At 68.1% G+C, this 20150-nt stretch carries 20 protein-coding genes, 1 tRNA gene and 2 riboswitches; of the genes, 17 read left to right on the top strand and 4 right to left on the bottom strand.

The genetic code is table 11. The features are described 5' to 3' along the window. The first annotated feature begins 30 nt into the window (after positions 1 to 30). From AC1VVG_RS00905 to AC1VVG_RS00875, 7 genes are all read left to right on the top strand, one after another. Complete coding sequence (locus tag AC1VVG_RS00905; protein WP_301742625.1) at positions 31 to 1203, top strand: phage tail sheath protein; 1173 nt, start codon at positions 31 to 33, stop codon at positions 1201 to 1203. Positions 1204 to 1231: 28 nt separating this feature from the next. Next, positions 1232 to 1741 carry a phage major tail tube protein gene (locus tag AC1VVG_RS00900; RefSeq protein WP_034188121.1) on the top strand — a complete coding sequence of 170 codons (510 nt, stop codon included), beginning with the start codon at positions 1232 to 1234 and terminating at the stop codon, positions 1739 to 1741. A gap of 74 nt (positions 1742 to 1815) precedes the next feature. After that, on the top strand, positions 1816 to 2196 hold the full coding sequence (locus AC1VVG_RS00895; RefSeq protein ID WP_069705869.1) for a phage tail assembly protein: 381 nt from the start codon (positions 1816 to 1818) through the stop codon (positions 2194 to 2196). 8 nt (positions 2197 to 2204) lie between these two features. Continuing rightward, a complete protein-coding gene (locus AC1VVG_RS00890; protein WP_006484104.1) occupies positions 2205 to 2318 on the top strand; it encodes a GpE family phage tail protein in 114 nt (37 codons plus the stop codon). A gap of 15 nt (positions 2319 to 2333) precedes the next feature. After that, positions 2334 to 4904: a phage tail tape measure protein gene (locus AC1VVG_RS00885; protein ID WP_482835127.1), complete on the top strand. Its 2571-nt coding sequence runs from the start codon at positions 2334 to 2336 to the stop codon at positions 4902 to 4904. Between the two features lie 24 nt (positions 4905 to 4928). After that, positions 4929 to 5360 (top strand): phage tail protein, encoded by a 432-nt coding sequence (locus AC1VVG_RS00880; RefSeq protein WP_034188124.1) that lies wholly within the window; start codon positions 4929 to 4931, stop codon positions 5358 to 5360. Then, on the top strand, positions 5357 to 6427 hold the full coding sequence (locus AC1VVG_RS00875; protein ID WP_069705867.1) for a phage late control D family protein: 1071 nt from the start codon (positions 5357 to 5359) through the stop codon (positions 6425 to 6427). The genes AC1VVG_RS00880 and AC1VVG_RS00875 overlap by 4 nt, the downstream gene beginning before the upstream one ends. Before the next feature lie 181 nt (positions 6428 to 6608). On the opposite strand, the gene AC1VVG_RS00870 is transcribed toward AC1VVG_RS00875, so the two are convergent. Both AC1VVG_RS00870 and AC1VVG_RS00865 read right to left on the bottom strand, forming a co-directional pair. Next, the gene (locus tag AC1VVG_RS00870; protein WP_034188126.1) at positions 6609 to 6905 is read right to left on the bottom strand and encodes a hypothetical protein; all 297 of its coding nucleotides are present in this window, start codon (positions 6903 to 6905) and stop codon (positions 6609 to 6611) included. A gap of 309 nt (positions 6906 to 7214) precedes the next feature. After that, positions 7215 to 7706 (bottom strand): helix-turn-helix domain-containing protein, encoded by a 492-nt coding sequence (locus AC1VVG_RS00865; RefSeq protein WP_482835125.1) that lies wholly within the window; start codon positions 7704 to 7706, stop codon positions 7215 to 7217. 90 nt (positions 7707 to 7796) lie between these two features. Here AC1VVG_RS00865 and AC1VVG_RS00860 point away from each other — a divergent pair, with 90 nt between their 5' ends. The 6 genes from AC1VVG_RS00860 to AC1VVG_RS00835 all read left to right on the top strand — a co-directional run bounded on the left by AC1VVG_RS00860 (position 7797) and on the right by AC1VVG_RS00835 (position 13421). Then, positions 7797 to 8012, top strand: coding sequence for a hypothetical protein (locus AC1VVG_RS00860; RefSeq protein WP_034188128.1), 216 nt, complete (start codon positions 7797 to 7799; stop codon positions 8010 to 8012). Between the two features lie 167 nt (positions 8013 to 8179). Continuing rightward, a complete protein-coding gene (locus tag AC1VVG_RS00855; RefSeq protein ID WP_006485448.1) occupies positions 8180 to 8428 on the top strand; it encodes an Ogr/Delta-like zinc finger protein in 249 nt (82 codons plus the stop codon). Between the two features lie 127 nt (positions 8429 to 8555). Further along, positions 8556 to 8813, top strand: coding sequence for a hypothetical protein (locus AC1VVG_RS00850; RefSeq protein WP_069705866.1), 258 nt, complete (start codon positions 8556 to 8558; stop codon positions 8811 to 8813). 5 nt (positions 8814 to 8818) lie between these two features. Continuing rightward, positions 8819 to 11611 carry a toprim domain-containing protein gene (locus AC1VVG_RS00845; protein WP_482835122.1) on the top strand — a complete coding sequence of 931 codons (2793 nt, stop codon included), beginning with the start codon at positions 8819 to 8821 and terminating at the stop codon, positions 11609 to 11611. 377 nt (positions 11612 to 11988) lie between these two features. Further along, entirely contained in the window at positions 11989 to 12438 is a 450-nt protein-coding gene (locus AC1VVG_RS00840; RefSeq protein WP_341773186.1) for a helix-turn-helix domain-containing protein, read from the top strand. Beyond that, the gene (locus tag AC1VVG_RS00835) at positions 12351 to 13421 is read left to right on the top strand and encodes a tyrosine-type recombinase/integrase (protein ID WP_338152894.1); all 1071 of its coding nucleotides are present in this window, start codon (positions 12351 to 12353) and stop codon (positions 13419 to 13421) included. The genes AC1VVG_RS00840 and AC1VVG_RS00835 overlap by 88 nt, the downstream gene beginning before the upstream one ends. Before the next feature lie 15 nt (positions 13422 to 13436). Here the strand turns inward: AC1VVG_RS00835 and AC1VVG_RS00830 are convergent. Further along, positions 13437 to 13512, bottom strand: a tRNA-Arg gene (locus tag AC1VVG_RS00830). A 251-nt stretch (positions 13513 to 13763) separates the two neighbouring features. On the opposite strand from AC1VVG_RS00830, the gene AC1VVG_RS00825 reads away from it, so the two are divergent. After that, positions 13764 to 14648 (top strand): c-type cytochrome, encoded by an 885-nt coding sequence (locus AC1VVG_RS00825; protein WP_034188131.1) that lies wholly within the window; start codon positions 13764 to 13766, stop codon positions 14646 to 14648. 83 nt (positions 14649 to 14731) lie between these two features. On the opposite strand, the gene AC1VVG_RS00820 is transcribed toward AC1VVG_RS00825, so the two are convergent. Continuing rightward, positions 14732 to 16819: a UvrD-helicase domain-containing protein gene (locus AC1VVG_RS00820; protein WP_034188132.1), complete on the bottom strand. Its 2088-nt coding sequence runs from the start codon at positions 16817 to 16819 to the stop codon at positions 14732 to 14734. A 310-nt stretch (positions 16820 to 17129) separates the two neighbouring features. On the opposite strand from AC1VVG_RS00820, the gene AC1VVG_RS00815 reads away from it, so the two are divergent. From AC1VVG_RS00815 to AC1VVG_RS00805, 3 genes are all read left to right on the top strand, one after another. After that, positions 17130 to 17837: an SGNH/GDSL hydrolase family protein gene (locus AC1VVG_RS00815; RefSeq protein WP_034188133.1), complete on the top strand. Its 708-nt coding sequence runs from the start codon at positions 17130 to 17132 to the stop codon at positions 17835 to 17837. 234 nt (positions 17838 to 18071) lie between these two features. Then, positions 18072 to 19124, top strand: coding sequence for an oxidoreductase (locus AC1VVG_RS00810; protein WP_034188134.1), 1053 nt, complete (start codon positions 18072 to 18074; stop codon positions 19122 to 19124). Between the two features lie 201 nt (positions 19125 to 19325). After that, complete coding sequence (locus AC1VVG_RS00805; RefSeq protein WP_034188135.1) at positions 19326 to 19694, top strand: hypothetical protein; 369 nt, start codon at positions 19326 to 19328, stop codon at positions 19692 to 19694. Positions 19695 to 19815: 121 nt separating this feature from the next. Continuing rightward, positions 19816 to 19918: riboswitch (glycine riboswitch) on the top strand. A gap of 34 nt (positions 19919 to 19952) precedes the next feature. Beyond that, positions 19953 to 20086, top strand: a riboswitch (glycine riboswitch). Positions 20087 to 20150 lie beyond the last annotated feature (64 nt).

Genomic DNA, 20150 nt, shown 5'->3' with positions numbered 1-20150 from the left:
TTTCATCTGCACACACAGGAGCCACACACCATGCCGCAGGATTACCACCACGGCGTACGCGTCATCGAAATCAACGAGGGCTCGCGCCCGATCCGCACCGTGTCGACGGCCGTCGTCGGCATCGTCTGCACGGCGTCCGACGCCGACGCCACCGCCTTCCCGCTCGACACGCCCGTGCTGCTGACCAACGTCGTCGCCGCACTCGGCAAGGCCGGCACCAAAGGCACGCTGCGCCGCACGCTCGATGCGATCGGCCGGCAGACCAAGCCCGTCACGATCGTCGTGCGCGTCGCCGAAGGCAAGGACGCCGCCGAGACGGCAACGAACGTGATCGGCAGCGTCACCGCCGACGGCAAGTACACCGGCATGAAGGCGCTGCTCGGCGCGCAGGCGCGCTTCGGCGTGAAGCCGCGCATCCTCGCGACGCCGGGCCTCGACACGCAACCCGTCGCCGCCGCGCTCGCGTCGGTCGCGCAATCGCTGCGCGCGTTCGCCTACGTCTCGGCCAACGGCTGCAAGACGAAGGAAGAAGCCGTCACGTACCGCAAGCAGTTCAGCCAGCGCGAGCTGATGGTGGTCTGGCCGGACTTCCTCGCGTGGGACGACACGACCAACACGACCGTCGTCGTGCCGGCCACCGCGTATGCGGCCGGCCTGCGCGCGAAGATCGACAACGACACGGGCTGGCACAAGACGCTGTCGAACGTCGGCGTGAACGGCGTCACCGGCATCAGCGCCGACGTGTCGTGGGACCTGCAGGATCCGGCGACGGACGCGGGGTTCCTGAACGAACAGGACGTGACGACGCTCGTGAACCGCAACGGCTTCCGCTTCTGGGGTTCGCGCACGTGCTCGGACGATCCGCTGTTCGCGTTCGAGAACTACACGCGCACCGCGCAGGTCATCGCCGATTCGATCGCGGAAGCGCAGATGGCCATCATCGACGGCCCGCTCAACCCGTCGCTGCCGCGCGACATCATCGAAACGATCAACGCCAAGTTCCGCGAATGGATCTCGCAGGGCTACCTGATCGGCGGCTCGGCCTGGTACGACCCGGAGCCGAACACGACCGACGTGCTGAAGTCCGGCAAGGCGTATCTCGACTACGAATACACGCCGGTTCCGCCGCTCGAAAACCTGATGCTGCGCCAGCGCATCACCGACCGTTATCTCGCCGATTTCGCCGCGCGCGTGAGCGCGTAACGACCGGCCTCACCAGGAGTCACACACGATGGGTATGCCTCGCAAACTCAAGGGATTCAACCTGTTCCAGAACGGCGAGAACTTCGTCGGCCAGGTTGTCGAAGTCACGCTGCCGAAGCTCACGCGCAAGATGGAGGACTACCAGGGCGGCGGCATGAGCGGCCCGATCAAGGTCGACTTCGGGCAGGAAGGGATCCAGCTCGAATGGACCTGCGGCGGCTTCATGCGCTCCGTGCTCGGCCAGTACGCGATCACGAAGCACGACGGCGTGCTGCTGCGCTTCGCCGGCGGCTATCAATCCGAGGATTCGACCAGCGTCGACGCGATCGAGATCGTGATCCGCGGCCGCCACAGCGAAATCGACCCGGGCACCGCGAAGTCGAAGGAAGACACCGCGTTCAAGGTCACGACGGTCGCCAGCTACTACAAGCTGTCCGTGAACGGCCAGGACGTGATCGAGATCGACTTCGTCAACATGATCGAGAAGGTCAACGGCAACGACCTGTTCGCCGCGCTGCGCAACGCGATCGGCCTGTAATCCGCCACCCGGCCGGTTACGCCGGCCGGGCCTGCCTCCGCCTTTCCTCCCGACAGATCAACGACAGGACCACCATGAATCCGATCCAATCCGAACCGGCCGCGAACGACCTGCAGGCCGACGCGCCCGCCGTGGCCGCCATCGCAACGCCCGAACAGGACGATCCGGCCACCCACACGCTCGACACGCCGATCGTGCGCGGCAACCAGACGATCACGTCGATCACGCTGCGCAAACCGAAATCGGGCGAGCTGCGCGGCGTATCGCTGTCCGACCTCGTCAGCCTCGACGTCGTCGCGCTGTCGAAGGTGCTGCCGCGCATCAGCTCGCCGATGCTGACGGAAGCCGACGTCGCCGGCATCGACCCGGCCGACCTCGTGCAACTGGGGGGCATCTTCGCCGGTTTTTTGATGCCGAAGGCCGTGAAATCCCGACTGGCCTCCCAGACCGCATAGAAGACCCGATGGCGGACATCGCGACGGTGTTCGGCTGGACACCGCCCGTGATGGACGCTTTCAGCCTGGCCGAGCTGATGGACTGGCGCGAGCGCGCGCGAGTGCGCGCCGGCGCCCAATGAGCGAAACGATCGACGATGGACAACACCACGAAACTGCGCGTCATGGTCGACATGGTCGACAACATGACGAAGCCCCTGCAAATGATGCTGACCGGCAACAAGGGGCTGGCCGACTCGCTGCGAGCCACCCGCCGCGAGCTGGACGACATGGCGAAGACGCAGAAGCGCATCGGCGAGTTTCGCGACTTGCGCGGCGGTGTGGCGAAAACCGCGACCGACCTCAAGACAGCGAAGCTGCGTGCCGGCGAGCTGCGCGTGGCGCTGCGCGCGTCCGGTCCGTCGTCGCGCCAGATGGTCGACGACCTCGCCAAGCTGGAACGCACGGCCACGGATTTGACGGCCGCGCAAGGCAGGCAGGTCGCGCGCATCCGCGAACTGCGCACGCAGCTCGTCGGCGCGGGCATCGACACGCGCCACCTCGACCAGCATGAATTCGCGCTGGCCACGAACAGCGCGCGACGCAAGGCGAAGATGACGGCCGACGTGCTCGCGTTCGACGACACGCGCCGCCAGCGCGCCGACGCCAGGCGCGCGAAGATCGACGCACTGAGCGGCGTGGGCAAGCAATGGGCGGAGCGCGGCAAGACGATCACGGGCGCCGGCAAGAGCATGTTCGGCATGCTGTCCGAACCGCTCGACGTCGCGAAGCAGGCCGAGAGCGAAACGCTGCGCCTGCGTGCGCAGGGCGCATCGGCCGACGCCGTGAAATTCGCGCGCGCGCAGCAGATCGGCGGCCAGTCGCTCGTCGACAACCTGGCCCTGATGCGCGAATCACTGTCGGCGCTGGGCGGCGACGAGCAACGCGCGCGCGTCGTGATGCCGATGCTCGCGAACATGAGATCGGCGAACGAGGCGCTGTTCGGCAAGGACGATGCCAAGGCGAACGTCGACAAGTTCATGGGCATGCTGAAGGTCATCGACCTGCGCGGCGGCACGAAGAACGAAGCCGCGTTCGGCGCCGAAGCGAACATCGTGCAGAAGATGCAGACGGCAACCGGCGGCAAGGTCAGCGGCGATGAATGGAACAACTTCGCCGAATCGGGGGGCGGCGCAGCCAGGAAGTTGCGCACGGACGCGTTCTATTACCAGATGCAGCCACTCGTCGAGAAGCTCGGCGGCAAGGCGGCCGGCGAAGGCCTCGCCGCGCTGTCCGGCAGCCTCTTCGACGGCAAGATGACCGCGCCCGCCGCACGGCAGTTGACGGCGCTCGGCCTGGTCGATCCGAAGCAGGTCATGCATGCGAAGAACGGCGCGATCCGCGGGCTCAAGCCGGGTGCGCTGGCGGGCAGCGACATGCTGCAGGCGTCGCCGCTCGAATGGCTCGAAAAGGTGCTGCTGCCGAAGCTCGCCGCGAAAGGCATCACCCAGCCCGACAAGGTGAAAGCCGCGCTGGCGAAGCTGGTCCCCGACAAGGCCGCAGTAACCCTGCTCGCGACGATGTACGAACAACGCGAGCAGATCCACGACACCGAAAGACAGAGCGCCGCCGCCGACGGCATCACCGGAATGCGGGCGAAGGCCGCGGATTCGACCGCGGGCCGCGAGCTCGCCGTGCTCGCGCAATTGCGCGACCTGAAGCTCGAAATCGGCGAGAAAATCACGCCGGTCTACAACGCGGCGCTGGACGTCACGGCCACGATGCTCGAGAAGATCGTCCGGTTCGTGCGCGAACACGGCACGGCCACCCGGATTCTCGTCACGACCTTCGCGGCGCTGGGCGGCGCACTCACCGTCGTCGGCACGCTGGCAAGCGTTTTCGGCAACATCCTTGGATCGGTCAATGTGCTGCGCTTCGCGACGTCGATGGCCGGCGCGTTCAGGCTCGTCGGGCAGGCATTGATGATGCTCGGCCGGCTCGCAATGGCGCATCCGCTGCTGCTCGTCATCGGGTTGATCGCCGCGGCCGCTGTCTACGTCTGGCAGAACTGGGACACGCTCGGCCCGAAATTCATCGCGCTGTGGGAAACCATCAAGGGCGCATTCGGCGCGGCCGGCGACTGGATCGCCGCCAAATGGGACGCCACCGTCGAGTGGGTGAAAGCCGCACTCGGCGGCATCGGCGACTGGTTCGGCGATCTCGGCCCGCGTTTCCAGGAAGTCGGCGCCAGCATGGTGTCCGGCTTGGTCGGCGGCATCACGAATCGCCTCGGAGCGCTGAAGGAGACGATCGGCGGCCTGGGCAGCTCGGCGGTCGGCTGGCTCAAGGAAAAACTCGGCATGCAGGCATCGCCCCCATCCGACGGCACCGCGGCAGGCGGCACCACCGGCACCCCGGCCCGCATGACGCGAACCGCCGCCGCGCTCACGACCGCCGCCGCCCTGGTCGGGCCGCCCGCGTTTGCCGCAAGCCCCGCGGTCGCCGCCGCCGCGCCGCTCGAACGCTACAACCTGTCGCTCGACTACCGCCCGCCGCTCACGGCGCCGGCCGCCGTGGCGAGCGCCGCGCCGCCGGCCGGCCCCGTCACCATCAACATCGCGCCGCCGCCGGGCGTCGATGCGGCCGAGATCGCCCGCATGGTGCGCGCCGAACTCGAACGCACCGAACGCGCGAAGGCGTCGCGCACCGCGTCGCGCCTGTCCGATTGATTGTCCGCTGGAGGAAACCCGCCCATGATGATGTCGCTCGACCAGTTCGTTTTCAGCCTGGCGACCACGCCTTACCAGGAACTCCAGCGCCAGCGCAACTGGAAGCATCGCACCAGCTCGCGCATTGGCGTGCGCGATGCAAGCCAGTTCACCGGCGCCGGCGACGACACGATCACGCTCACCGGCATCGTCGCGCCCGACAACGGCATCGGCGAGATCGCCTCGATCGAGGCGCTCGCACGAATGGGCGACGCAGGCGATGCCTACGTGCTCGTCGACGGCAACGGTAACGTGTACGGCGCATATGTCATCGACAGCCTCAACGAGACGGCCACGTATCACACGAAAGAAGGCATTCCACGCAAGATCGCATTCACGCTGACGCTGAAGCGCGTCGATGATGGCGTGTTGGCCGAAGCGCCGCAGGACGACGAAAGCGGAGCGGCCGAGCAATGAGCACGCAGGAACGCACGCCGGCTGACGCGCAGGTCCGCACGGGACGTACGCAGCCGCAGGCCGACTACCGCATCACGCTCGACGGCCGCGACCTGTCGCGCCTGATCGCGCCCAACCTCATCAGCCTGTCGCTGTCGGAATCGCGCGCGGACGAAGCGGACATGCTCGACCTGGTGCTCGACGATGCCAAGGGGACGTTCGCCATTCCGAAGCGCGGCGCCAGCATCAAGCTGTCGATCGGATGGGTCGGCGAACCGCTCGTCGACAAGGGTACGTTCACGGTCGACGAAGTCGAGCACAGCGGCGCGCCGGACGTCATCACGATCCGCGCACGCTCGGCGTCGATGACCAACGACATGCACGAACGCCGGGAGAAAAGCTGGCACCGGCAGACGATCGGCGCAATCGTGCGAACCATCGCCGCGCGCTACGGGCTCACGGCAGCCGTCGACGCGACGCTTGCCGCGACGCGGATCGATCATGTCGACCAGACGCAGGAGTCCGACATGTCGTTCCTGACGCGTCTCGCGAAGCGCTACGACGCGGTGATGACCGTCAAGGACAAGCACCTGTTGTTCACGCCGATCGGTACGGGCAAAACGATCAGCGGCAAGACGCTCGACGTGCTGGCCGTCACGCGCGCGAGCGGTGACCAACATCGTTATCACGTCGCGCAGCGCGACAGTTACACGTCGGTGCGCGCGCACTATCACTCGAACGGCAGTGCGCGGCGGCTGTCGGTGGTCGTCGGCGATGCGAAGGGCAAGAACGCCAAGGTGCTGCCCGACGATTACGCGACGGAGGCCGAGGCCCGCGCGGCCGCGCAAGCCGAATATGCGCGCACCCAGCGCGGCCAGTCCACGCTGAGCTACACGCTCGCACTCGGCCGGCCCGAGCTGTTTCCCGAGATGCCCGTCACGGTGACCGGGTTCAAGCCGGACATCGACGACACACCGTGGCTCGTGAAGAAAGCAACGCATACGATCGGCGACGGCGGGTTCACGACCGCGCTCGAACTCGAGGTGCGCGACACGCCGAAGAAGACGCCTCGCTCCGGCAAGCACTGACCGGCGGCCCGGCGGCCGACGGGCCGCCATGCCCGATACGCGATCGCAAGGTGTCGATCGCGGCGGCGAATTCAGGATTTCGGTGGGATGGGGCGCGAGGCGAGACGCAGGATGCGCAACTCGGATTCGCTGCGGCGGCCGGAGCGAATGCCGGCCTGCGGGGATCAGACTGGGTAGCGGTTCAGCTCGATTGCTGACGGCCGCCGAGCGTCATGCGCAGGTCACGCGTGTCGCCGCATTGCTGCAAGGTGGCACGCGCATCACGCAGATTGGCCATCGCCTGCAGCGCGGCCTCGAGCACCTGCCCGACCGACAGCATCGCGCTGTCGATCGCCGCGTGCGCATCAGCCCGCTCGTCGTCGGTCAGGTCCGAACGATACCGCGGCGGCCCCATCGTCAATCCACGCGCATCCGCGCGATGGTCGGTGTGTGCTGGCGCGCCGATCGTCCCGTTGTCGTGCTTCCTGTTGGTGTCCATTTTTCCGGTCTCCGCAAACTCAGTCATCAACCGGGGGCCGCCTGACACGACGGGGCGCCTCGGAACGCCCCGCCGCCAGCTCACCGGCTTTCAGAATGCTAAACCAATACTGTATGGATATACAGTGTTTCATCCGATTTTATCCGATGCCCTTGTGCGGCGCGCCGAGGGCGCCGCCACGACACGGAAAACGAGGAGAGGGATCGCCCCGACTGTCGCACACGCAACGGATCGAATCGGGCAACGGTTGGCCACGCGTGCTGCGCACACGTGCCTGATGGCGGCGTGGGGCACCGCCCCGCCAGACGCTTATTTCTTCGACGGCTTCGTCGCGCGTTCGGCCTTCAGCCGTTCGATCTCGGCCATCGCGCGATCGACGTTTTCGGCCGTGCGCTGATCGAGCGCCGCGCGACGCTTCTCCGGCAGGCGTTTCGCGCGCCGCGGCGTCGCGGCCTGCACCATCGCCCCCGAATTGATGCAACTGGCGAGGAACGCATGCAGCGATGCCTTGCCGGTGTCGTTGAGCTGCCGGTACATCGCGAGCACGTCGGCTTCGTCCGCGTCGCGGGTGCCCGCCGCCGGCGCCGCCCCGCCGGCGGCGAACCGCTCGCCGGTCAGCACGTAACCGATATCGACGCCGATCGCGCGAATGGCCAGCAGATAAGCCGCGTCGGGAGCGCGCTCGTCCGACTCGTATGCCGACTGCGAGCGTCTCGCGACGCCACCCACGGTCGCAAACTCGTCCTGGCTGAGCCCGATCCGCAAGCGCTCGTCCCGCAAGCGACTCCCGATTTGTGTCATAAATTACCCATTAACAATTGACGCGTCGTTTTTTGCTCATTACACTAGCCTCATCGTAACGCAAGACTATCTCCTCAAAGTATACCGACCATGACTACTCCCAAAGGACCGCGCCGTTCGCCGCGCGGCACGATGTCGGACAAACCCGTCTACGTGGGGCTGACGCCTGTCGAGCGCGGGGAACTCGAACAGCTCGCCGCGCAGCGCAACCGCTCGATCTCGAGCATGGCGCGCGAGCTGATCCGCCTCGGCGCGAGCCATCTGCGCGCGATCACGGCGCCCCGCTCCCGGAGCGCGCGTCATTGAGCCGGAACGCCTCCATGTCCCCCGCTTTCGAATGTGCCCGAAGCCCCGATTGTGAGCCGTGCGCGTGCCCGTGCCCATCCGCCGATCGGCCGGTGCTGCAGCCGAATCGCACGCACGCTCCCCGCCCGGCCCGGCCGCTCGAAGTCTTCAGCCCGGAGTGAGCCCTCATGCGAATCCTGAACCGCTGCCCGCACTGCCGCACGCGCGCCACCGCGCGCAGCAGCCGTGAAATGTCGCTGACCTTCCGCGAAATCACGTTCCAGTGCTCGAATCCGGAATGCGGCCACACGTACGTCGTCAACATGGAATTCGCGCGCACGCTGTCGCCGTCCGCGATCCCGAACCTGTCGTTGCAGCTGCCGCTCTCGCCGCACGTGCGCGAACGCCTCGCCGCGCAGCTCGAGCTGCCCGTCTGACGCCCTAACCCGTCACCTTCTCCCGTTTCCCTCGCATCGTGCCTGAACGGCGCGAGGGACTGTTTTTGCCATTGAAAGGATTCCTCATGATCTCGAACCGTGCGAGCCGCGGCCCGGAGGCACGCGCATGAACCGCTACGCCGATCCCGCACCGCACGACGTCGCGCTCCGGGCGGCCATCGCGGCGGCCGCCGACATGCCGTGTTTCGACCACGCGCCCGACCACGTTGCACGGCAACTCGCGCTCGGCTGCTTCGTGTCGGCGCTCGCCGACCGCCTTGCGCTCGGCTTCCCGCAATCCGCCGCCGCGCTGCGCGCGCTCGTCGCGTCACCGGCCACGGCGGCCACTTCCGCGCAGCCCGCACAACCTGAACGACAGCAATAACGACGATGGCCTCGATCGACGAACTGAAACGACACATCGACCTGCACGACCTGGCGGACCGTCTCGGCCTGAAGCGCGGCCGCGGCGGCGACCGTGCGCTCTATCACTCGCCGCAGCACGCGGATCGCAACCCGTCGCTGTCGATCTACGCGAACCACCCGAAATACGGCACCGGCTGGCGCGATCACAGCGCCGACGCCGGCGGCTCCTGCATCGATCTCGTGATCCACGCGCGCGGCGGCACCGTCGCCGATGCCGTGCGCTATCTGCACGACGCGTACGGCCTCCCGTCCGAGCGGCCGGCGCCGGCGGAGCGCCGCGAGAAATCGACCGTCGAGTACATCGCGGACCGGTGCCTGGCCGAGCGCGAGCGCGTGCGCGACTACCTCGGCGGCCGCGGCATTGCCGCTGCGGCAATCGACGCGGCGATCGCCGCGCGCACCCTCGGCTTCAATACGTGGACGAGCCCGAAGATCGCCGCCGGCGAGGTCGGCCACGGCGGCCCGGCCGCCGCGTTCGTGGTGCGCGCGCCGGGCGATGCGCGTGTCGTCGCGGTCGACATGCGCTACGTCGATCCCGCGCTCAACGGCGGCGTCAAGACGCAGACGCAGGGCGACAAGGCCGGCCATGCGTGGACCGCCGACGCGCGCCGGCTCGACCGCGCGAAGCGCGTGGTCATCGTCGAGAGCGCGATCAACGCGCTGTCGATCGATACCTGCGCGTTGCCCGGCACGGCCGCGCTCGCGCTGCGCGGCCTCGCGAACGCCGAGCGCATCGACTTCGCGTTCCTGCGCGGCAAGCAGGTCACGATCTGCCTGGACAACGACGAGCCGTTCGCGGACGGCCATCCGCGCGCCGGGCAGCGCCCCGGCCCGGAGGCCGCGTGGACGCTCCACGAACGGCTGACGGCACTCGACATCAGCGCCGTGCTGGTCGACCAGTCGGACTGGCTCGCGGATCTGGCGGACGGCGACACCGCGCGCACACCGATCAACGACGTGAACGACTACCTGCAACTGCGCGGCCCGGCCGACCTGGCGCGCGCGCTCGACCAGCTCGAACCCTGGCTGGTCGCCGGCCTGCCCGGCGACGCGTCACGCCGCGGCCGGCCGCGCATCTTCCTGCCGCCGCACGATTTCGCGCAGTACTGGCGGTTTCGCGTGCGGCCGGATTTCACGAGCTACATCACCAAGATGGATCGCAACGAGGAATCGGGCGTCGACACGCCCGTGATGACGGATCTGTGCGGCTTTCGCATCGCCGGCATCAGCCGCGTGGCCGTCGCGAGCGCGACGTCGACGATGACGGGCGACGCCGACCAGGCGCCCACCGTCTACTTCGCGGTGTCGGTGCAGGCGCCGCGGCACGGTGCGCAGCTGATCCGCCGCGTGATGCTCGACGACCAGCTGCACAACGTCGACCAATGGGGCAAGTTCGGCCCGATCTGGGCGCCGGCACCGTTCAAGCGGATGGTGAACATCCTCGAGCGCGGCGCCGACCTGGGTGCGCGCCGCGCCGCGAACTTCGTCGGGCTCGCGTGGCGCGACGGCCGGCTGATCGTCAACGAAGGCCCCGACTGCTACTTCACCGAAGCGGACAAGCAGTGCCCGTATCACAACCTGACGTTCCCCGGCGGCCCGGTGAGCGACGCGCGCCGCGTGATCTCGGCCTACCAGACGACGTTCCGGCAGAACGCCGCGACGATCCCGCTCGTGTGGGCGCTCGGCGGCCATCTGAAAGCGCTGCTCGGCTTCTGGCCGCACCTGACGATCCAGGCGAACAAGGGCGCGGGCAAGTCGACGCTCATCAAGCGCCTCGAGCGCTCGCTCGCGTTCACGATGTTCTCGGGGCAGTCGCTGCAGACCGAATTCCGGCTGCTGACCAGCATCAGTCACACGAGCCACCCGGTCGGCTGGGAAGAACTGTCGGCGCGCCGGCAGGATGTGATCGACAAGGCGGTCGGGTTGCTGCAGGAGAACTATCAATACACGGTGACGCGGCGCGGCACCGACATGACCGAATACCTGCTGTGCGCCCCCGTGATGCTCGCCGGCGAGGACGTGCCGGTGCGCAGCCTGCTCGGCAAGCTCGTGCGCACGACACTGACCGGCAAGCGCGGGCCGCTCCTGCCTGACGACCTGCCGCGCTTCCCGCTGCGGCAATGGCTCGAATTCCTGACCGGGCTCGACCGGCGCGCGGCACTGGACCAGTACGCAACGTTGCGCGACAAGGCACTTGCCGGCTGCCGCGCCAGCGGCGAGGACGACGGTGCACGGCGCATGGCCGGCAACTACGCGGCGGTCGGGCTGGCCTGGCGCTACCTGTGCGAGTTCGCCGGCATGGACCCGAGCGAAGGCGATTTCCCGCGCGACCTGCTCGCCGAGATGAACGGCCACGTCGCCGAAACGAGCGCCGACCGCGAGCCGTGGGTCTGGATCATGGAGACGGTGCTGTCGGAAATCGACGGTGGCAACTACAAGCATCCGTACACGTTCGACACCGTCGACGGCGAATTCTGCCTGCTGCTGCGCACCGGGCACGTAATGGATCACCTCGCGCACACGAGCGCGCTGCGCGACAAGTGGAACGGCCTGCCCGTGAAGTCCGATCGCGTGTTCAAGGCGCAGCTCAAGCACGCCGGTGTCGTGGTCGGCGAGAAGGAGGTCGAGCGCCGCATCTACATGCGCCGCGTGCCGTATCTCACGCCGGTGTCGCTCGAGCGCCTGGCGGCATTCGGCCTGCACGTGTCGGTGCGCGAGGACCTGGCGACCGACGCGCTGCACGGAGGCCGCGCATGAGCCGCGATTCAGCATACCGGCTGGCGCGCGGCGCGGGTCGCGGGAAGCGGTCACGCAGCGCACGCGAGTCGCGGTTGCCAGGGGTGCCGGCTCTCAAGTCCTTGATTCTTGAGGAAACTGCCGCCGCGCATCTGCCCGGATTCGCCACGTGTCGTGCCGTTTTTGCCACGAGTCCGGTTTGCCCGCCAACCGCCACACCCTCCTCTTTCTCTCTCTTCAACTCATTGAAGAGAAAGAAGAAAGAGCACCGGGAAGGCGCAACGGCCGGCCGCAATCGCGCGCCACGAGTCGGGCACGCGATGCCATCGGTCGCGATCGACGGCGCAATTTCGTGCCACGGGTTCCGTGCCGCCGCCACGCGTGAATGATGGCGACCGATGGCAAACCAAACCCTTGAATATCAACGTGTTATGCACCGTTCACACGCGACCCATCACTCCACGAGTTGCGCTGCATGCCCACCCGGCGCGCGGCCTGCCGACGACGCGAATCCGGCGACCGTCGACCTGTCCGGCGCGGCGGCCTTGCTCGGCGCGCATCCCGAAACGGTGCGTCTGAAGGCCAAGGCCGGCGCGCTACCCGGCCGCAAGGTCGGCAAGCGCTGGATCTTTTCCATCGTTGCGCTGCAGCGCTACCTCGCCGGGGAATGGCTCCCGCGCGTCACGCAAAACAATCAGCAAGAGGAAGCGAACCCATGTCGCTCTACAAGCGGAAAACCAGCCCGAACTGGCAATACAAGCTGTACCCCCCTGGCGGCGGAACGCCGATACAGGGAAGCACTGGCACCCGCGACAAAGCGCAGGCCCAGGAATTCCACGACCGGTTGAAGGTCGACCTGTGGAACCAGGCTCGGCTCGGGACGAAGCCACGCCATTCGTGGAACGACGCGGTCATCCGCTATGTCGGCGAGCGATCGGGCCTCGCGAGCCTGGAAACGTCGAAGATCCATCTGCGCTGGCTCGACCGGCACCTGTCCGGCGTCGCACTCGCCGATATCGACCGCGGCCGCATCGATGCGATCGCGCTCGCCAAACGTCAGGAGCCGCGTACGGTGCGCACGCGGCACGGTGTCGTCGAAACAGGCCGGGCCGTCAGCGACGCCACCGTGCGCCGCGTGATCGGCGTGCTGAAAGCCGTGCTGAACGCGGCCGTCGAATGGGAATGGCTGGCGCGTGCCCCCGTCACGAAGCGCGCGAAGGTCGTCTCGAAGCGCATCCGCTGGCTGACGCCGGTCGAGGCCGAGCGATTGCTCGCCGAGTTGCCCGCGCATCTCGCCGACATGGCGCGCTTCAGTCTCGAGACCGGCTTGCGCCGTTCCAATGTGACGGGGCTCCAATGGTCACAAATCGACCTCGCGCGTCGCGTCGCCTGGATCCATCCGGATCAGGCGAAGGCGCGAAAGGCGATCACCGTGCCGCTGTCGGACACCGCGATCGCCGTGCTGCGCCGCCAGCGCGCGAACCCGCGGTTGCCGGAATGCGTGGACAGCGTGTTCGTCTATCACGGCAAACCGGTCTACCAGACGGCCACGGCGGCATGGGCCAAGGCGTTGCAGCGCGCCGGTCTGTGCGACTTCCGCTGGCACGACCTGCGCCACACCTGGGCAAGCTGGCACGTGCAGCGCGGCACGCCGCTTCAGGTACTCAAGGAACTGGGCGGATGGGAAACGATGGAAATGGTGCAGCGGTATGCACACCTGTCGGCCGACCACCTGGCGCAATGGGTCGCGCCGTTGACGTCTGAACCGACGCCGGTGCCCGCTGCAATTCAGCTGCAACGCGGCTGCACGACAAAGGGGGAAAACCGCTGAGAGCCTGAACAGGCTTGGCGCGCCCGGCTGGGATCGAACCAGCAACCCCTGCCTTCGGAGGGCAGTACTCTATCCATTGAGCTACGGGCGCGTGAGACAGTGAAGCGACCCCATATACAGGCCGCCCACGTTTGGCAAGACGGCAAGGATACCCGGTTTCCCATGACGCGTCCACCTTACCCGCCGAATGGCCGCCGGGCCTTGCTGCGTGCGGGTAAACACGCGCCATCGCATCGCTCGCCGTGATGTAAACGTTCCGTCTATAATCGTCCGTGCTTCATTGGACTGCCATTTTGCCGTTGCACCGCGCTCACAATTCCTATTCATGGAGACGAGGCAAGCATGAGCGAAGCACCCCACGAATCTCCCGTCAAAACCCCCGGGCAGCTGATTGCCGTCATCATCGCGTCGTTCGCGATTCCGATCATCCTGATCGTCCTGTTCGCCAACTATGCGAACCATGCGTTCCGTTCCGGCGCCGGCACGGATGCGCTGTCCGACGAGCAGGTCGCCGCGCGCATCGCGCCACTCGCGAAGGTCGACGTGAAGGACGCCAACGCGCCCCGCACGTACAAGACCGGCGAGGCGGTCTACAAGGCCGTCTGCGTGACCTGTCACGGCACCGGCGCCGCCGGCGCACCGAAGTTCGGCAACAAGGACGACTGGGCGCCGCGCATCTCGCAAGGCTTCGACACGCTGCTGAAGACGGCCCTCGCCGGCAAGGGCGCGATGCCGCCGCGCGGCGGCACGAGCCCCGACGACGTCAGCGACTATGAAATCGCCCGCGCGATCGTCTACATGGCGAACAACGACGGCGCGAACTTCCCCGAACCGGCCGCCCCAGCCGCCAATGCCGCGCCCGCCGCCGGCGCCGCCGCATCGGGCGCCGACGCGTCGAACGCGCAGGCCGCCGCCGCCATGGCCGCGATCGCCGCGATTCCGAAGGCCGGCGAAAAACCCGCGGCCGCGCCGGCCAGTGCCGATGCGGCAACGGCCGGCAAGGCGCTGTACACGTCGACCTGCCAAGCCTGTCACGCGGCCGGCGTGCTCGGCGCACCGAAGTTCGGCAGCAAGGAGGACTGGGCGCCGCGCCTGAAGGACTCGATGGACACGGTCTACAACTACGCGCTGCACGGCAAGGGCGCGATGCCGCCGAAGGGCGGGTCGACCGCGTCGGACGCCGACGTGAAGGCGGCCGTCGACTACATGGTCAACGCGTCGAAGTAATCGCGCCGGGCCATCCGTAAAAAACCCCCGCGACGCACACGCATCGCGGGGGTTTTGTCTTTCCGGTCCGCCGGACTACCGCATTACTTCTGCAGCAGCGCCTTCAGGCTCGCGAGCCGGTCCTTCGGCGACATCGGCGCTTCTTCCGGCGTCGGCGGCGGCGCTTCGTCGAGCCCCATCTCCGGGATGAAACGCGACGGCTCGCACACGACCGTCTCGCGGGCCCGCTTGCGCTTCTTGCACCAGTTCAGGTGCAGGCTGCGCTGCGCGCGCGTGATCGCGACGTACATCAGCCGGCGCTCCTCCTCGATCCGCTCGCTGTCGATCGGACCGTCGTCCTCGCTGCCGCCGCGGTGCGGCATGATGCCTTCCTCGACGCCGACCAGGAACACGTGCGGATACTCGAGCCCCTTCGATGCATGGACGGTCGACAGCCGCACCGCGTCCGGATCCTCGTCCTTGCCCTCGAGCATCGACATCAGCGCGACGGTCTGGATCAGGCCGAGCAGGTTCTTGCCCGTATCGGCGAGCCCGTCCGCGTTGTGGAAGCCTTCGGCCTCGCCGTCGACGGCTTCCGTCTCGGGCTTGGTGCCCTTGCGCTTCAGCCATTCCAGAAATTCGAGCACGTTCTGCCACTTCGACTGCGCCTGCCGCTCGTCGAACGCGTCGTACAGGTACGCCTCGTAGTGGATCGCCTCCATCATGTCGTCGAGCACGACGGTCGCGGGCTCCTTGTCCGCGCGCTCGGTCAGGCGCTGGATGAAGTCGCAGAACATCCGCAACGGCTCGACCTGGCGCGCCGACAGCCGCGCCTCGATCCCGCCCATGTACACGGCCTCGAACAGCGACACCTTCGCCTGCCCCGCGAACGAACCGAGCGCCTCGAGCGTCGTGTTGCCGATCCCGCGGCGCGGCGTCGTGACCGCGCGGATGAACGCGGGATCGTCGTCGGCGTTCGCGATCAGCCGCAGGTAGGCGCACAGATCCTTGATCTCGGCCTTGTCGAAGAACGACTGGCCACCCGACAGCACGTACGGGATCCGCTCGCGCCGCAGTACCTGCTCGAAGATGCGCGCCTGGAAGTTGCCGCGGTACAGGATCGCGTAGTCGCGAAACTGCGCGCGCCGCTCGAACTTGTGCGCCGACAGCCGGAACACGACCGATTCGGCCTCGTGCTCCTCGTCGTTGCACGGCGTGACGGTGATCGAATCGCCCATCCCGTGCTCGGACCACAGCTTCTTCTCGAACAGCTTCGGGTTGTTCGCGATCACGTTGTTCGCGGCGGTCAGGATCCGCACCGTCGACCGGTAGTTCTGCTCGAGCTTGATCACGTGCAGCTTCGGGAAATCCTTGCCGAGCTGCGCGAGGTTCTCGAGCGTCGCGCCGCGCCAGCCGTAGATCGCCTGGTCGTCGTCGCCGACCGCCGTGAACGCGGCGCGCGGGCCGGCGAGCAGCTTCAGCAGCTCGTACTGGCACGCGTTGGTGTCCTGGTACTCGTCGATCAGCAGGTAGCGCAGCTTGTTCTGCCAGCGGTCGCGCACCTGCTCGTTCTTCGCGAACAGCTCGGCCGGCAGGCGGATCAGGTCGTCGAAGTCGACCGCCTGGTACGCGTGCAGCGTCGCGACGTAGTTGCGGTAGACCAGCGCGGCCTGGTGCTCGTCCTCGTTCGCCGCGATCGCCATCGCCTCGTCGGGCATGATCAGGCCGTTCTTCCACAGCGAGATGATGCTCTGGATCTTGCGGATCAGCCCCTTGTCGGTCGTGCCGAGCTGCTCCTGGATCATCCCGAAGCAGTCGTCCGAATCCATGATCGAGAACTGCGGCTTCAGCCCGACGTGCTCGGCCTCCTGGCGCAGGATCTGCACGCCCAGCGAATGGAACGTGCAGACGGTGAGCTGGTTGACGGGCACCTTGCGGCCTTCCTTGCCGGGCGTGGTGAGCGTCTTGCCCTCGAGCAGCTTCGACACGCGCTCGCGCATTTCGGCGGCCGCCTTGTTCGTGAACGTGACGGCGGCGATATGGCGCGGCTCGAAGCCTTTCGCTTCGATCAGGTGCGCGATCTTCTGCGTGATCACGCGGGTCTTGCCGCTGCCCGCGCCGGCGAGCACGAGACAGGGACCGTCGAGGTAGCGCACCGCTTCGTTCTGGGCGGGATTGAGGCCTGCGGACATGATGACGGATGGTGTTGCGGTTGACGGCGGAACGCCGGGAGGATGCCGTGCGCGACAGGCTGGCGAAGCAGGCGGACACGCGGGCAGGACGCGCATGTTAACACGTCGGCGGCGCGCATTTCGGGCATGCCGCCGGACGGGGCCGCGCGGGCTTGCCGGGCGGGCACCCCCTGTCCGTCCGGCGCGGTCGTCCCTGCCCGTTCGGCCAATCCGGCCCCGTTCGCGCGGCGATCGGACACAATACCTACTCCCCGGCGCCACCCGCGCCGGTCCGATTTCATTCGTCTGAACCAACCACCGGATCGACCTCATGGGCTACCCGTTCGCCACCGCCGCCCTCGGCCCGCTGCTGTTCGCGCAGGGGCGCTACGTGCGGCGCGTCACGCCGCGGCTGCCCGAAGCGGCCGGCCCGCGCGACGGCGTGGCCGGCGACGGCCCGCCGCTGCGCGTGCTGGTGGTCGGCGATTCGGCCGCCGCGGGCGTCGGCGTCGCCACGCAGCGCGACGCGCTCGCCGGGCAACTGGCGCACGCGCTGGCGGCCACGCACCGCGTGAGCTGGAAGCTGCTCGCGCGCACGGGCCTCACCACCCGGGAGCTCGTCGAGTGGCTCGCCGCCGAGCCGGCCGAGCCGTTCGACGTGGCCGTCACGTCGCTCGGCGTCAACGACGTGACGGGCGGCGTGGCGCCCGCGCGCTGGCTGGCGCAGCAGGCCGAGCTGGTGCGGCTGCTCGCCGCCCGCTTCCGGGTCGGGCACGCGATCCTGTCGGCGGTGCCGCCGATGGAGCGCTTCCCGGCGCTGCCGCAGCCGCTCGCGTGGTATCTCGGGCTGCGCGCGAAGCGGCTCAATGCGGCGCTCGCCGGCTGGGCCGGCACGCAGCCGCACTGCACGTTCCTGCGGGTCGACCTGCCGCTCGAGCGCCACCTGATGGCCGCCGACGGCTTCCATCCCGGTGAAGCCGCGTGCGCGGCGTGGGCTTCTCAGGTCGCAACGGCCGTGCGGCAACGGGCAGCCGCATGACGCGGTGTGTGGGCCGCACGCCGCCCGTTCACCGCTCGGCCGGGCAGCCCGCGAGGCCGCGCGCGGCGCACGGCCTCGCGCAAAATGCCGGCCTTCCTTGCGCATGTGCTGCGTCGCGTCGCGCATTTCGCCCGACGTGCCTGTGCAAGCGGCGGCGCCATGCCAAAATAGCCGGTCGTCTTCGCGCCGTTTCGGCGCGCCATCCTTTAGTTTCCTTCGCAGCCAGGAATTGCCATGTCGTCATTGCTCAGGATTGGTTTGATGGGTTTCGGTTTCGCCGGCGCGACGTTTCACGCGCCGGTGATCGCCACGAGCGGCCGCACTGAAGTCGCCGCGATCGCGACGGGGCAGCCCGATCGCGCGCAGGCCGCGTATCCGGGCGCGCGCGTGGTCCCCGATCTCGACACGCTGCTCGGCCTCGACGATATCGAGTGCGTGGTGATCGCCACGCCGAACGACACGCACTTCACGCTCGCACGCCAGGTGCTCGAGGCCGGCCGCCACGTGGTCGTCGACAAGCCCGTCACGCTCACCGCCGACGAGGCGCTCGCGCTCGCGCGGCTCGCGAACGCGCGCAGCCGGCTGTTCGCGCCGTTTCACAACCGCCGCTGGGACGGCGATTTCCTCACCGTGCGCGACATCGTCAAATCGGGCGAGCTCGGCCGCCTCACCTATTTCGCGTCGCACTTCGACCGTTTCCGGCCGACGCCGCGCACGCGCTGGCGCGAGGAACCGGCCCGCGGCGGCGGCCTGCTGCTCGACCTCGGCCCGCACCTGATCGATCAGGCGCTCGCGCTGTTCGGCCTGCCGGAAACGGTGAGCGCGACCGTCAAGACGCGCCGCGACGATGGCACCGCGCCCGATTTCGTCCACCTGCTGCTCGGTTATCCGGACAAGGAGGTCGCGCTGCATGCGAGCGCGCTGTCGGCGATCGAGCCCGCGCGCTTCACGCTGCACGGCACGCGCGGCAGCTACCAGAAGTTCGGGCTCGACACGCAGGAAGACCAGCTCAAGGCCGGCCTCACCGCGGACGACGTCGAATTCGGCGGCGGCAACCCGCCCGGCCTGCTGCGCGTGCTCGACGGCGACGTCGAGGTCGAGCGCCCGATCCCGACCCTCGACGGCCAGTACGCTGAGTTCTACCGCGCGCTCGCGGCGTCGATCCGCGACGGCGCGCCGTTCCCCGTCACCGCGCAGGACGCCGTCGACGTGATGACCGTCATCGAGCTTGCCGCGCAAAGCGAGCACGACGGCCGCCGGGTACCATTCGTGCGCCGCGCCATCTGACGGGCCGCCGGCCGGGCCGGCGCCTGCCCAGCCGCAGTCGCCCTCCCGCGTCGTTCGCGGGCAGCGGCCCTGCGCGGGCCGCCCCGCCGGCACGGTCCGGAACATTCCGTTACAAATGGTGCGGGAACGAAAGTCAGCGGTCATCCGGTCTGACGCGTTTCTCAAAAAGTCGATCCGACACCAAACCGTCAGGAGAATGTGATGCAACGGTTGATTCGCGCAGCGGCATGCTGCGTCCTGGTTTCCACGCTCGCGGCCTGTATCGTGCAGCCGCAGCGACCGGTCCGGCAGGCACCGCCGCCTCCGCCGCGACCGAATCCGCAGGTCGTCGCGAACGACCGCATGCAGGAGGTCCAGGGCCGGATCGACAACCTGCACCGCCGGATCGACGCGCGCGTCAACAACGGCTACTACCCGCCGCCGTACGGCGCGCAACTGCACCACCGCCTCGACGTGATCCGCCAGGAAGCGAACGACATGTCGGCCCAGCATAACGGCGGCCTGTCCGGCGACGAGCAGCGCGTGCTGAACCAGGAACTCGACACCGCCGCACGCGCGATCGGCGAGTAATCCCGGCAGCGCCGCCCCTTCCCGGTGTCGGCGAAAGCGGCGGCCCCTCACGCCGCCGCTTGTCGCGAAGCGACATTATTTTGCCCAAATTGACAATGCCCATCTGCTCGCGTACAGTCGCCCGCACGCGTCGGGAGAGCGTGTAACCGGGTGGTTTCGACACTGGTTGCGCCGCCGAAGGGGCACACCCGCAAACTCTCAGGCAAAAGGACCGACCGCGTCGGGGAATCGCGTCCGCGCACTGCGCGGGCCATACGCTCCCCGCACTCTGGAGAGCGGCAGTAGCCCGCAGCGCACTGGTTGCGCGGGCAGGCTGCCCACCGAAGGGGCGCGCGCCGGCCGGGCTTTGCCCGCCGCGCAATCTCTCAGGTATCGAGGACAGAGGGGCATGTACCGGATCGCTCGGGCCATCGGCCGCGGCGGTCGGCACATGGCCGTTCTGATCCGCGCGCAAGC

The sequence above is a fragment of the Burkholderia sp. L-4 genome (genome assembly GCF_056856535.1).
The sequence above is the reverse complement of the archived record's forward strand: the minus strand, read 5'-3'. Positions and strand labels throughout refer to the sequence as shown.